This window comes from Streptomyces sp. NPDC044044 (assembly GCF_056434405.1).
Genome location: NZ_JBWKFG010000018.1, coordinates 52,418 through 65,746, shown reverse-complemented (window position 1 = coordinate 65,746; position 13,329 = coordinate 52,418). Strand labels below are relative to the sequence as shown.

The window sequence follows — 13,329 nt, the reverse complement described above, 5'->3', positions numbered from 1 at the left end:
CTGATGCCGCTGCGCCTGGCGCGCTTCGGCGTACCGCTCGCGGAGACCGCGCCCGCGGGTCTCGCCGCGGCGGGCATCGAGCCCGCACTGCTTCCACAGCGGTCACAGACGCAGGTAGACGAGCAGACTGATGTTGAGATGGGGGAGCGTGAGCAGACGACTCCCGACCTGGAATCGCACGCGCAGCTGGGCCTGAGCAAGGACCCGTGGGACCTGTCCGGGACCGATGGCACCGGCGAACTGCTCGCTACCGAAGGGCCACACAGCGTTCCAGGCCCCCGATCCCAGCGAGCGCAGCGCGAGCCCCTGCACGGCGTGCTCGGCGCGGACGCGGACATAGCGGCACAGGCCGCCGGTGATGCCCCTCACGAGGGAGGGAACCGGCACCGGGACGCAAACCCCTGGTTCAGTGCGGGGCAGGACCAGCTCTCGATGGGGGCGCTCGATGAGGAGCAGTACTACGCCGCGTTCTGTGCCTTTGTCACTGAACTGGGCGAATACCCTTCCGCCCGCCAGTTCGGTCTCTTCCTGATGGACGTGTACGGCGTCGTGGACGGTCGCGGCGGCCCGCTGAGCGGGCAGACGATCGATCCCCTTCTGCCGGGTCTGCGGCAGCGCCATCAGCAAGACCTCGACGTGGAATCCGCTGACCTGGAGCCGGAGGAGCATACGGCTCCCGACCCCGGCGAAACCCTGGACGAGACCGCGGGAGTACCCAGCCAGCGCGCGGCACAAGAGGGTGCGGAACAGCCGCCCGCTCCGGCCGGCTCACCGGCCGAACAGCGCGAGCCCCGCCCAGCCGATGATCTCTCCCCGCGCGAACCTGCCTCGCACGAGGCCGTGCAGCCGACCGCAGTGGATCGCTACTACCTTGGGTATGAGTCCTTCCTGCACACCCACGGGCGCGATCCCAACCGGGAAGAGCTGGCCGCACACCTTGCCGAGCAGGGCATCACCAACGCGCACGGCCAGCCGGTGAAAGCCAACGCGGTCGGCCGCTACCAACTGGAGTTCCGCGCCTACGCCGTATGGGCCGAGATGCGCGAGGCGAGGGGAAGGGAACCCGACCTGGTGGAGCTCCTCGAAGAGGTCGACGGACGCGGCATCAACGGCCTCCACAACAAGCCACTCACCAACTCGTGGATGGCCGAACGAGTCGAGGACTTCCGTCGTCGACGCCGGGCGATCGCCCCGGCCGATGTCGATTGGTCATCGGTCATCAGCTAGGGCCAGCGCCTCGCCAGGGGTGGCTGAACAACGCTCCGCCCGCCGATCACGGATCCAGAGTGGCCGCCAGCGGCGTGCGCAGCACTCATCGCTGCGCAGTCCCGGCCAGAGTGTGCGCGCTGCGCACCGGCAGACCAGGGGAGGGGATCGACCGATGACGAGCGCCTTGCGCATCGCCGCGGACGGCGACGTGACCGATGTGGACTTGCCCAGCGATCGGGCTGCGCAGCGCAAGCTCCTGAACGATCAGGTCGGCGGGGACGCGGAGGCTGCCTACTACCACCGTGCGACGGTGCTCCATCTGCACAGCACGGGCGCCCGCCTGGGCCTCCCGCCGAACATCACCGCCTGGACGCTGGCCTGTAGCTGGCGGCGCATGAACCTGGGCTTCGACTACATCCTGCACGGTCCGATCGTCGTCACCGGCGCATGTGGCGACGACGGCACATGGGGCCCGCTGCCCGATGAGTTCGCTGCGCACGTGCGCACGGCCGCAGCGACGGTGCATGAAGCCATCCAGTCCTGGCGGCAGCGATCACCGGTTTCCACCGAGGCAGCCCTCGCGGAAGTTCTCGCCTACGTACGGCGTGACCTGACGATCGCCTGACCGCGCGGCGGGTCGGCAGGCCGCAGAAGCCCGGGGCGGCTGTGCGCAGTGCGCAGCTGTCCACAGCCGTGCGAATGCACACAGCTACCCGGCGTCAATGGCGATGACCGATCCGCGGCTGACGTGGGTGCGCAGCCCGTCTGGGGGCCGGTACTGGCAGCGAAGTCCGTCAGCCTTGCTGTGGGCTCGGTGATGATGCGCTGATCGGACGGTCCTGGTGGTCAGTAGAGCCGCTGCGCGGGCCAAGGCTGGCCGTCGGGCGCCGTGGCAGGGCGCCCGACCAACACGTAGTCGCGGTAGTCGTCTCCGGCCATGGACTGATTGACCCAGCGCTCGCGGGTGGCTCCGGCCCGAGTTTCGGCGATGGCCAAGGCGGCAAGCGGATCGGGCGTCGTTGCCAGCAGGAGACCGAAGTCCTCTTCCTCGCTGTCGAACAGCGCGGGCAGCGAGTTCAGATCTCGGGTGGGTTCACCCTCCAGCGCGGCATGCAGATAGATCGCGAAGGCCCCTTGCGCCAGCCGCATCTCGACCCAGTGGATTCCAGGCCTCCGGGAGGCTTCCCATGGCCCAAGGAACTGCTCGACGGAGCGTCCTCGTGTGAGGGCACCGAGGATGAATGGTTCGGCCAGATAGCGCACGCCAGAAGCGTACGGCTTGTTGCGTAAGGGTCGAGGGGCAGCGGGTGTCGCAGCGCGCGGAGATGCCCATGCCGTGCGCAATGCGCTATGTGTCGCGTCAGCTGTGAGGCGCTGTGCTGGTCTGGTCGAGGAGGGTGTGCATGAGCTGCTCGGTCTCGATCTCCATCGGCAGGCCCAGTGAGCGGTTGACGTGATCCAACCGGGAGATCGCGGCGGTGAGCCCGCTGCGGTTGCCTGCGGCCGCCTCGACCTGGAACCAGTCGCGGTAGAGGAGTTCAGCAGTGTCGTCGACCTCAAGTCCGGTGGCGGTGGCCCGCCGGGCCAGGGTGAGGTCGTGGTGGGCGCCGGGGGCCAGGCGATAGGTGGCGACGGTGTGCGCAATGCTCACGATGCGCATCGCGATTTCCTGCTGCAGCGGCTGGCTCCAGGGCAGCGGCTGCGCGCCGAACGGCCGTCCGTGGACCTGGTCCAGGGCCTTCTCCAGCTGGGCGAGCCCGGCGGGGCCGTGGGGGAGCGCGGCTTCGACGGTGTGCTGGAAGTGGTGCCAGTCGCAGCAGATCTTGTCGGAGAGCGTGTAGGGGTCGGACTTCACGGAGCGGCGGGGCACATAGGAGTTGCCGTCGTCGTCTTGGCCGAGGCTGCGGCGCAGTCCGCCCATACGTGCGTTGAGGGTGTCGGTCGACCAGGGGCTTGCCGGGTCCATGTCTGCGCACAGGGTGTCGGCGCTGCGTCCGGGCTTCAGGTGCAACAGCGCGGCCAGTTGGGCCTCGCGGGTGCCGTGGCGGGAGGCTGCGACTCCGGAGATGGCAACCGGGCCGAGGATCCGGATGACGGGAACGCCTGGGGCGCTGTCCGCGACAGGGGTGCGCGGGGCGATGTGATCGGGGACAGGTCCAGATGTATCGGGTTGCGCGGGGACCGGCAGCCGGGTGAGGGGGTCCAGGGCTGAGGAATCATCCGGGTTGGGTACGGACGGAGCACCGGCTTTCTCGTGTGCAGGCGGCGGGAGCGGCATGCTGACGGCGGCCGGGGACTGCGATGCCGCCAGCAGAGCGGGAAAGACCCCCAGTTCCTCGCCGCCCACTCCAGCGTTGTGTCCGCTTTCGGTGAGAGCGGCCGGCCCCACCGGCGCACTGGAGGTCGCCACCGGGCTGTTCACGGGGTCGGGTGCCGCATCCGGGATCCGGGTGGCGGCCGCAGCGTGGGCCGCGGCCGCGGTCTGGGATTCGCAGGGCACATGCTGCCAGGCCTCGGCGGCAGGATGCGCGTCCTGGCCGGAGACGGCCAGCGCAGCGCTGATCTCCTCCACAGCTTGGCGCTCCAGTCGCTGCAGGGTGACGTCCGCCCCCAGGATGTCGATGCGCTGCGGCCCACTGCTGGCCGCATCGATCACCTCGCTCTGCTCGAACAGCAGCTCCGCGGACGACGCCGGGGCGATCAGCGCCACCTTCATCACGCCGGACGCCTTGTCGAACGTTTCGGCCATCTGCCAGGCACTGTCCGCCGTGAGCTCGGACGCACACAGGATGAGGTAGGGCGCGCGGGCCTCCTCGTTCTCCTGGTGGGCCTCCAGGAGCCGCTCGGCGAAGTCGCGCGCCGCATGGGCGCTTTCGCGCATGTACGCGATCCTGGAGGATGGCAGGAGATGGTGGAGCCCCTCACCGAAGCCGATCACCACGACCTCCACATCGGTGGCCCACGGGCTCATGCCGAGCTCCAAGGCCAGGGAAGTGAGGACCTCTTGGGTCTTTTCCTGTGCGCCGCCCAGGAGGACGACGCCGGCATGCGGAAGATTCAGCAGCACCAGGTGACCGGACTCGTCCGCGCCGATCGTGACCAGCCCCGGGTAGGGGGCGTCCACGTGGGCCGCGTCCTGCTCCTCCAGGAGGTCGGTGGTGTTCTCGCACGTCCACCAGCCGCCTTCCCCGGATGTGAACGGGGCCACGGGGGCGGCCTGGAGGTCCTCGGGCAGGGCCTGGACGCTGGTTTCGGTGATGCGCCCGCCGCGCAGGGCGGGCAGCGACTGGCCCGCGCGGGCGGCTTGGTAGGCCAGGGTGCGCAGGGCCCGGTCCAGCCGAAGCGGACCTGCGGGCTCGGCGGCCTGCGCCATCTGTGCCTCGGCCGGGGAGGTTTCCTCGGGCATGGCGATGCGCTCGCCCGGCTTGGCGCGTCGGCGTTGCAGGATGCGTCGGATGGACAGCGCCAGCGTCACCGCGGCCGCCAGCGACACCAACACCCCAGCCGTGCGGGTATTCAGCACACTCGACGACTCCTCATCACGTGTCGGCGCCGGGCTGGAGGGCACGGGACTGGAGGGTGAACTGGGCGTGGCTGACGGCGTATCGCGGTCACGGTCGGACGGCTTCGACGGCTGGGGTGACCGGTCCGGGGCAGGTGAGGGCGCAGGCTTGGCCGACTCGGCAGGTTTGTTGGGGCGATCCTGTGTGCTTCCCCGATCCTTGTCGCCGCCCGGGTCGTTCTCGCGGTCCTGGCCGTGCCCGGTGTCCTGCTCGTTGCCCGGCGAGTCCTCGGCGGGATCGGTCCTCTCATCGCGTTCCTGGTGCGGGCCTTTGGGGGTGGCGGCCGGGACGGTGACCTGCTGGCCGGGGTAGATCAGGTCGGGGTCGCTCAGGCGGGGCGCACCGCCCGGCTGATCCTTGCCCTTGGTCGCCTCAAAGAGCTGCGGCCACCGCGCGGCATCGCCGGTCTCATCCTCGGCGATGCTCGACAGCGACTCCCCAGGCGCAACGGTGTGCGTCCGCTCGCGCCCCTCACCCTTGCCGTCCTCGACCTCCTTGGCCGCGCTGATGGGCTGCTCCCCACCGGCGAGTTGCATCCGCGGCGCAGACTCCGGGGATGCGTCGACCGGTGAGGCCGGATGCGAAATGCGGGCATCGTCCGGCAACTGGACAGACACCCCGGCGGGCAGCAGAGCGGTCTGGGGCAGAGCGGGATTCAAGTCCCTGATCTCCTGGGAGCGGGTGCCGGAACCCAGATACTCCACCGCCAGGTCCCATACCGTCTCGCCGGTCTCACCCACCACATGCACCGGCCCGTCGACTGCGGCTGCTGCGGCTGGGGCCGGGGAGGAAGCACGGTTGTTGAAGCTGGTGGCCGCGGCGGCGTCGCCAGCGGGTGCGGTGGGCTGGACGGGCGCGGTAGCGGCGATCGCCGGTGCTGGTGAGGCCATCGCGGTACCGGCGGGCAACACCAGCAACCCGCCCAGGAGGAACCCAGCCAGCCGCTGTGGGGCGCCCAGCACACGTCGCCGCCGAGGCGGGCGGCGGCGCAGCACCAAACGCGGGACCTCGGTGACCACGCCCAGGGCGAACCAGCCCCACAGCGCCCACGCGGCCAAGGTCAGGACGGTGAACAGCACGCCACCGTCATCGGGGGACAACAGCGCCTCGGTGATGTCCGAACCGCTGGGGGCACCGCCGGGCAGGGTGCCGGCGCTGACCAGCACCCAGGGCACGCCCACCAAGAGCAGTGCGAGGGCGAAGAGGCTGCCCGCAGCGCGCAGCAAGCGCACGGCGAGGACCGGTTGGCCGGGGGAGGAGCGGGGCATCTCAGTCTCCGGGGTCGGTACGTTCGAGCGTGACGTCGGCGTGCGCGGTGACCTGCAGGCTGGAGTAGCCGAACCCGCCCAGCAGCAGCGTGTGGTAGGTGTCCTGCACGGTGATGTCGATGCTCTGCCCGTCCTCGGCCACCGTCACCGTGCCCTGCACACCGGCATCGGCGAGGAAGCCCTCCGCGGTGGCCACCGCCTTCTGCGGGTCGGCACGGGTGCCCTCACCGGTGATGGCGTCGGCACCGTTGATCTCCTGGCCCGCACTGCGGGCCGCCTCAGCGGCGATGTCCTCCGCGTCAGCCGAAGCCATCAGGAGACGGCCGCCGTCCACGAGGAGCGCCAACAAGCCGATCATGACGATGGCGAAGCCCAGGAAGTACAGGGTCACCGAACCTCGCTCACCCTTCCACCGGACACCGGGCACGCGCTGTCGAAGGCTCACTGGCCGCCCTTCCTCTCGCCCGTGCGACCGACATACCGATCCACGGCACTGTGGCGCGTCGCGGTGAGTGTCTTGGAGCCGGGCAGTGCCGGAACGGCCAGATCCGTCAGCGGGATGGTGCAGTCCACGCGCACACTGACCGTCCCCGCCTGGCCCGGCTGGCTGGGAAAGCCGCTGGTGTCGACGACGATGTCCGAGCTCGCGCAGGTGCGCTGTGCCTGCCCGAGGGACTTCAGCGCGGCCTGCCGTCCGCGGGCTTGTGCCGTGTCGGGGTCATCCGACTCGCTGGCCGCGCGGGCGGCGGCTGCGGCCGCGTTCGCCGCGGTGCTGTCGCCCAGCCCGGCCAGCCCGAATGCGGCGATGATGCCCAGGATCGGCACCAGCACCGTCAGGCACAGCACGGCCTCCAGCGTGTAGGAACCCCGGTCCTCGGCTACATGGCCAGGTGCCGTGCGGGCGCGCGCCGATCCGACGCTGAATGGCCACGTGAGGGGCCTCATCCGTTGGTTCACGCTCACCCGTTTTTCTCCACGGTGTCCTCGGCGCTGCGCTCCACCCGCAGGTCCCACGGCAAGAAGTTCATGACCCGGCCAGTTACCGTCACCCGCACCTGCTCGCCCGTCGATCCCGCGGTGCTGACCTGGGACTGCTGCACCACCCCGACCTGAGCGAGCCAGGACTGGGCGCGCTCGGCCCCCTGGCTGGGGGAGGAGTGGAACTCGGCGCCGGTCTGCGCACCCTTGCGAGCCGCTGTGTGGGCCGCGGTACTGGCCAGGAAGAACACCCCCAACTGCAGGACCAGGCATGAGATGAACAGCAGGATGGGCGCGATGACCAGGAACTCCAGGGTGGCGATGCCGCCATCGTGAAGGCTGCGCCCGTCTTCCAGACGGCTGTGCCACCACTGCCGAATCCGGTGTCTCATGCGCCGACGGCGGCCTTGAACCGGTCAATCAGCGTCGTCGAGGTGGATTTGAAGACGGTGCCGAACGCGACGGCCACCCCCAGCACCACTGCCCCCAGGATCAGCTTTTCCAGGGTCTCCATGCCTGCATCCCGGCGCGCTCCGGACATCTTCTCCACCCGCATCAGCCACGCGGTGTGCAGTCGGATCGCAGCCTGGTCGAGCACGTTGAATCTCATGATCTGTGTCCCCTCGTTTCCGCCACGCACCTCCGCGTCACGGTGGTTGATCGTCAGATGTTGGTCAGGGCGCTGAACGCCGGGTAGGCGAACATCACCAGCACGACGGTGAACAGCACCGTGCCGGGCACCACCAGCCGCTCGGAGGCCGAGTTCGCCTCCGCCTCCCGGTCCGTCAGCAGCCGCTGGCGCAACAGCAGCGCCTGCGTCGCCAGCGTCTTTTGGATGGATGCGCCCGCCCCGGCCAGCGAGAACGACTCAGCGGGCGCCGCCAGTTCGGGAATGTCGAGCTGCTCGCCCAGCTGCTTGAGCGCTTCCCACTGCGGGATCCCGGCCAGTTCAGCGCGCTTGAGGGCGGCGCTGATCCGGGTCAGGATCCAGTGGTCGCCGACCTCGGCGGTGCGCTGAACCGCCGCTTCCGGCCCTACATTTGCGCCCCGCTCCAGCTGGGCGCGCTCGAGGAACGAGGCGATGGCGTAGCGGACCTCCAGGCGGGCCGCCTTCGCCTTGCGCCGCACATTGGCATCAGCGTCGAACCAGATGTACGCAGCGAAGGCCAGCGACGCCAGGAGGGGCGGCGCCCACGACAGGCCGAAGCCCGCCAAGCTCAGCAGCAGACCGCCGACTTGCACCATCCCCATGGCCAGCAGAGACCCCAGGACCTTCGTCCCGACGTGATGGGCCACCGAACGGTTCAGCAGTTCCAGGTCGGCGCGCGGCACGGTCAGGCGGTGCCCGTGGGAGGCCAGGATGCGATCCCCGGCCCGCTCCCACACCGATTCCTCCTGCCGGCGACGTCGTGCCCCCGCCGACGTGGAGGTGTGGCCGTGTCCCGGGGTGGTGTTCTCCAGCCGGTCCAGGACCGCATCCATGTCGGGGCGGGAGGGCAGCAGTTCCCGCACCAGCAGAAACAGTCCACCGCCCACGATCGCGCCGCACGCGAGTGCTCCGGGCGAGATCACAGCAGAGCCCCCTTCACCTTCTGCTTCTTAGGCTTCGCTGTCCCGCCCACGGCACTGGGAGTGCCGTCACTCAGCCCGCCTGCGGCGGGTAGTGGCGCCAGCAGGCGTGGAGCGGGCCGCGACTGGGCGAGCTTGCGCATCCCCATCAGCGCGCCGCCGAACATCGCCCCGAGGACCAGCATCACCAGCTGCCCCTGGGCGGTGCGGTAGATCTCGCCCCAGGAGGGGTTGGTCAGGATGTATACGGCGATCGCCAGCGAGATGATGGATACCCAGCGGGTTCCGGTGCGGACCTGGGCGCGCTTGGCGTCCAGGCTGCGCAGCGAGATGGCTTCCTGCTCGGTGAGGCTGGCCATGGAGTGCAGGGCTCGGCTCAAGCCGGGCCCGTGGTCCTGGGCGTGGGTGAGGAAAAGCATCACCGCGTTGTCGACTGCACCGTCGGCGAACGCGTCAGCGAACTGCCGGTAGGCCATCGAGGGGTTCGCGCCGACGCGTAGGCGGGCGGCCAGCAGCCGCACCTGCGGGCGGATCGTGTGAGGTGCGCGGGTGGCTGAGGCGGTGATCGCGCTGTCCAGCGTTCCACCTGACTCGTGCACCCCGGCCAGCTGTTGCATCCACTCCGCCAGCGCCTCCAGCCGCACGATCTGGCGACTGCTGGTCCCGGCCGGATTCCAAATCCACGGAATCCCCAACACCGCCACTCCTGCCAGCAGTCCATGCACAGGACGGGCCCAGATCAGCCATGCCCCCACCGTGGCCAGGGCCGCGCCGACGACGATGAACCGGTAGCGCTGGGCCCACGCGTCGGGAAGCGAGGCCTGCGCCGCCTGCCACCGCGCCACCCACCACGACGGCGGCCGGTCCGTTGCCACCGCCACCTGGGTGGCGCCGCGCACACTCACGATGAGCCCGCCCACGACCAGCGCGCCGCACAGCGCGGCGAGCAGACTCCACTGATCACTGCTCATGCGGCGCCCTCCGTTCCGCCGACCAGGTCCAGCGGGGTGGGCCAGGCTCCGTACTGGGGCACGGTCAGCCAGCGCCGGTCGAACCCGGCCAGAGCCTCCAACTCGTTGATGCAGGACGGCGCGAGCTGCGGCACCCCGCGCGGATCGGACCCGTTCGGGGCGAAGATCTCCTGGATGGAGGGGTGGCCGCCCTCGCCGGGCTGGACCTCCAGGACATGAGAGATGAAGCGGTGACGCCGCCCGCCCACCCTCGTCTGGTTGATCTGCTTCAGATAGACGACGAAGTTGATGGAGGTGCCCACCAGTTCGTGGACGTCGTCGCGGTGCATGCCCCGGCACAGCGTGACCAGGCGGGGCAGCACCAGAGTGGGGTAGGCGGCGTGCAGGGTGCACAGGGATCCGGCGCCGCCCGCGCTCATCGCCTGCAGCATGGCGATCGCCTCACGGTCGCGGACCTCACCGACGATGACGCGGGTGGAGAGCATGCGCAGCGCGTGCGGGAACATGTCCTCGACGCTGATCTGCCCCACCGGATGCCCGTCGACGACCTCGCCGTTGGACTCGCGGGACTCCATCGCCAGGAACTGGGCTCCGCCCTGGTGCTGATCGAGGAAGAGTTCACGGTCGGACTCGAGGGTGACCACGCGCTCTGCCGCGGGGATTTTCTGGGCGAGGGCGCGCAGCAGGGACGTCTTGCCGGTGCCCATGTCGCCGGCGAACAGGATGTTCTTCTTAGCCAGGACCAGGGAGTGCAAGAACGCGGACAGAGCCGGGGAGAGGGTTCCCCACTCCTGCAGTTGCTCCAGGCTGGAGGCGAGCACCCGGTGGCGGCGCACGCCCAGGAACGGCACCGGGGTCAGCGTGGTGGCCTCGGCGCGTGAACCGTCCGGCAGCCGGAAGCTGACCATCGGCGAGGAGGCCGACAACCGCCGCTCACGATGCCCGGAGTTGGAGGCCAGCCGGTTAATCAGCGCGATGAGTTCGTCGTCGTTCTGCGCGACCGGTGGGACTTTGGCGGTGGGCCGGTTGAAGTAGTCGACCTGGACGTCATCCCCAAGCACGACGACGTTCTCCACATCCGGGTCATCCAGGTACTTTTGCAGCGGCCCGGCGTGGAACAGCGCGTCATAGACGGCCTGCGAGAGCGTCTCGACCTGCGCGGGCGTCAGCGCCTTGTTGTGCCGGGCCTGGTCGACCGCCCACCGTGAGACACGCTCGGCCACCAGAGAGCGCGCCCGTTCGCGGCGCGCGCTCTCGTTGGGCAGCGGATCCTGGTCGTCGGCCGCGACGATGTCGTCACTGACCGCATCCCGCAGATCAGCAATGTCCTGCGGCGAGGCCGGCAGCGCCCCCTGCTCGGTGACCTCCACCGACGACGGAGAGGTCAAGGCCACTGCCGGGCGCAGGGTGTGCGGCGCCGTGCCCGGTGTCGCGGGCCGCAGGGCCTGGCTCAGTACATCCTGCAACCGTGCTGGGGCCGGGTTCGTGCCGTTCATCGCGGGCGGTTCGCCATACCGGTCAGCCATGGGCGCTCGCTCCCAGGCGCGGGTCACGGGGAGGCGCCGGCGGTGCCTGTCGGGTGGAGGAAAGCCGTTGCAGCACCCCGGCCACCACCGGCGAACTCACGGGGGCTGTGGGCATGTCCAGCGCACGACGCCGGGTGTTGACCTCGACCCCGATCGCCTGCATCGCCTTGCGGGCCTGCTTGATCAGACCAAGCTTCATCAGCTTCGGGGGGCGCTGTGAGCCATGCGTGAACAACGTGCCTGCTGTCGTATCCCACGGCAACATGTCCACCACGGGCACGGCGAAGCGCCGCGCGATCGCATCGGTACGTAACCCGCCCGCCGACATGGGCAGTTCCTGGATGACCAGCAGCCGCAGCGCATCCGCGCCGCTGCCACGCTGCTCCAACTCGCCCTGCAGGACACGCGCCACGGGCAGCGTCTGCGCTACGGAAGTGAGGGAGTTGCGCACGACCAGCAGCACTACATCGGCCCGGTGGGCGAGCACCGCGGGGAACAGGCTCGGGTGCAGCCCGCCACCATCCACGACCGCCTGCCCGGCATCCACCACCACGTCGTAACCAGCGTGTTGGTCCATCGCCTGTAGCAGCAACGACAGCGGCTCCCACGTGCCTGCCAAAGCGGATGCCTGGGTCGAGTCGGTCAGCCCCGGCAGCAGCAGCCGATTGCCTTCCGCGTCCAGGGGACGCAGGTGCGCCTCGAAGGCCTCGGCCAGCTGGTTTTGCAGGTGGGCCTGGGCGAGATGCCACAGACCTACCTCCCCGCCCCAGGCTCCCTGCCGGTAGCCGGAGCGGATCGAAGCCTGCTTCGCCGCGGCCTCGACCAGCAGCGAAGGGCGGGCGCTGGAAAGGGCCAGCGCCAGACAGGAAACAGTGACACCGCAGCCGTGGCCGCCGGCCAGCACCATCACGGACATGGCGCCTCAGCCTCCAGTCTTCAGCACGATCGCCACCCGGCCCGCACTCGCATCCGACGCAACGACGCCGCTGTCCGCGTCCGGCACGGCGGCCTGGACAACGACGTCACCGCTGCTGGAGGGCGCACCGACCTTGACGACGCGACCGGCTACCTCGGTGAGCTCGGGCTGCTCCTTGCCGACGACCTCACCCTCCTTAGGGCGGGTCACCAAGCTCACCGTGGCGCCGGGCCGCAGCGCGTCGACCGGAGCCGCGCCCCGCTTCACCTCCACGGCGACCAGCGCCTCACCAGGGCGAAGCCCGCCCTTGCCGGTGAGCTGGCGGGTGGTAAGCAGCGAGCCCTCCGACAGCGCGGCCGGGGCTCGCCGCCCTACGACCGTGTCCTTCTTCGCGGCCGACACCGGCTTGAGCCCGGGGTCATCCGGCAACGCGACCACCCGCAGATCCCCGGCCGTGATCTTCTGCCCGGCGGGCACATCCCGGGCCAGCGCCAGCACATCGGAGCGCTCGCCCGACGCGTTCAGCAGTCCGGCGAATCCGATCGCCCCGGCGAGCACCATCACCGCACCGATCACCATGGAGGAGCGGCGCCGACGCCGCGGCGGCTCCGGATCCATGATGTCCAGGTCCGGGCGCATCACGTCCCCGGCCGGCGGGACGGGCACCGTGACAGCCCTGCTCTTCGCACCGCTCTTCAACACGTGCTTGCCATCCCGCCTAGTCGAGGACTCTCATCTCGCCCACGGACACCTCAAAGTCGCTCTCGCGCACCTCGGTGAACGCTCCCTGCTCCCCGCCGCCCCCGGTGACCTGCCAGTCCACGGCCCAGGTCGCGGTTGCGGTGCCGTTGAACTTGCCGCCCGCCTGCTCCTTGGACGAGGTGCGGTAGAAGTGGCCGCAGTCGGGGGACTCGGCCATGCCGTAGGAGGCCTTGTACTTGGTGCCCGCGCCCTGGCAGTTGACCGTCTTCTCGTCGCCCATGGACCAGCGGATGGCGGACACCTTTGCCGTCGCCGACACCGTCACCCCCGCCAGGGTCGCCGAGGCTGTGTTGGGGCCGAAGGCGGTGGGGGAGGGGTCCACCCACATCCACATCGGCACACCGACCGTGTACCTGCCCGCCGCGCGCGGACTGGCGATCTTCGGGCCGGTCAGCAGCATCTTGTCCACGGCCTCCCGTGCCAGTTGCTCCGGGTCGACGTCCACGGCCGGAGCTTGGGCCGCCCAGAACACTTGCGGCAGTGCGCCCAGAGCGCCAGCACCAAGGGCAGCACCCCCCTGCCCGAGACACACTTTGGTGTAGATGGCGCCGTCTCCCTGGTGGCCCT

At 70.0% G+C, this 13,329-nt stretch carries 13 protein-coding genes and 1 pseudogene; 2 read left to right on the top strand and 12 right to left on the bottom strand.

Annotated features, from left to right (window positions below; translation table 11 throughout):
• Together AC07AG_RS42175 and AC07AG_RS42170 are read left to right on the top strand one after the other, a co-directional pair.
• Positions 1 to 1,227: pseudogene (locus AC07AG_RS42175) on the top strand (hypothetical protein); the annotation flags it as partial.
• Positions 1,228 to 1,381: 154 nt separating this feature from the next.
• The gene (locus AC07AG_RS42170) at positions 1,382 to 1,834 is read left to right on the top strand and encodes a DUF3846 domain-containing protein (protein ID WP_478762460.1); all 453 of its coding nucleotides are present in this window, start codon (positions 1,382 to 1,384) and stop codon (positions 1,832 to 1,834) included.
• A gap of 221 nt (positions 1,835 to 2,055) precedes the next feature.
• Here the strand turns inward: AC07AG_RS42170 and AC07AG_RS42165 are convergent, their stop codons facing one another.
• The 12 genes from AC07AG_RS42165 to AC07AG_RS42110 all read right to left on the bottom strand — a co-directional run bounded on the left by AC07AG_RS42165 (position 2,056) and on the right by AC07AG_RS42110 (position 13,207).
• Entirely contained in the window at positions 2,056 to 2,472 is a 417-nt protein-coding gene (locus tag AC07AG_RS42165) for a hypothetical protein (protein ID WP_478762458.1), read from the bottom strand.
• A gap of 97 nt (positions 2,473 to 2,569) precedes the next feature.
• Positions 2,570 to 6,040 carry a LysM peptidoglycan-binding domain-containing protein gene (locus AC07AG_RS42160; protein WP_478762456.1) on the bottom strand — a complete coding sequence of 1,157 codons (3,471 nt, stop codon included), beginning with the start codon at positions 6,038 to 6,040 and terminating at the stop codon, positions 2,570 to 2,572.
• 1 nt (position 6,041) lies between these two features.
• Entirely contained in the window at positions 6,042 to 6,485 is a 444-nt protein-coding gene (locus tag AC07AG_RS42155) for a pilus assembly protein TadG-related protein (protein WP_478762454.1), read from the bottom strand.
• A complete protein-coding gene (locus AC07AG_RS42150) occupies positions 6,482 to 6,886 on the bottom strand; it encodes a hypothetical protein (protein ID WP_478762452.1) in 405 nt (134 codons plus the stop codon). Before AC07AG_RS42150 ends, AC07AG_RS42155 begins: the two co-directional genes overlap by 4 nt.
• A gap of 113 nt (positions 6,887 to 6,999) precedes the next feature.
• Entirely contained in the window at positions 7,000 to 7,410 is a 411-nt protein-coding gene (locus AC07AG_RS42145; RefSeq protein ID WP_478762450.1) for a TadE family protein, read from the bottom strand.
• Positions 7,407 to 7,628, bottom strand: coding sequence for a hypothetical protein (locus AC07AG_RS42140; RefSeq protein ID WP_478762448.1), 222 nt, complete (start codon positions 7,626 to 7,628; stop codon positions 7,407 to 7,409). The genes AC07AG_RS42145 and AC07AG_RS42140 overlap by 4 nt, the downstream gene beginning before the upstream one ends.
• Before the next feature lie 53 nt (positions 7,629 to 7,681).
• Positions 7,682 to 8,590, bottom strand: coding sequence for a hypothetical protein (locus AC07AG_RS42135; protein WP_478762446.1), 909 nt, complete (start codon positions 8,588 to 8,590; stop codon positions 7,682 to 7,684).
• Positions 8,587 to 9,558 (bottom strand): type II secretion system F family protein, encoded by a 972-nt coding sequence (locus AC07AG_RS42130; RefSeq protein WP_478762444.1) that lies wholly within the window; start codon positions 9,556 to 9,558, stop codon positions 8,587 to 8,589. Before AC07AG_RS42130 ends, AC07AG_RS42135 begins: the two co-directional genes overlap by 4 nt.
• Entirely contained in the window at positions 9,555 to 11,084 is a 1,530-nt protein-coding gene (locus AC07AG_RS42125) for a CpaF family protein (RefSeq protein WP_478762442.1), read from the bottom strand. Before AC07AG_RS42125 ends, AC07AG_RS42130 begins: the two co-directional genes overlap by 4 nt.
• A complete protein-coding gene (locus AC07AG_RS42120; protein ID WP_478762440.1) occupies positions 11,077 to 12,000 on the bottom strand; it encodes a hypothetical protein in 924 nt (307 codons plus the stop codon). Before AC07AG_RS42120 ends, AC07AG_RS42125 begins: the two co-directional genes overlap by 8 nt.
• Before the next feature lie 6 nt (positions 12,001 to 12,006).
• On the bottom strand, positions 12,007 to 12,702 hold the full coding sequence (locus AC07AG_RS42115) for an SAF domain-containing protein (protein WP_478762439.1): 696 nt from the start codon (positions 12,700 to 12,702) through the stop codon (positions 12,007 to 12,009).
• Positions 12,703 to 12,718: 16 nt separating this feature from the next.
• Entirely contained in the window at positions 12,719 to 13,207 is a 489-nt protein-coding gene (locus AC07AG_RS42110) for an ATP/GTP-binding protein (protein WP_478762437.1), read from the bottom strand.
• Positions 13,208 to 13,329: the final 122 nt, after the last annotated feature.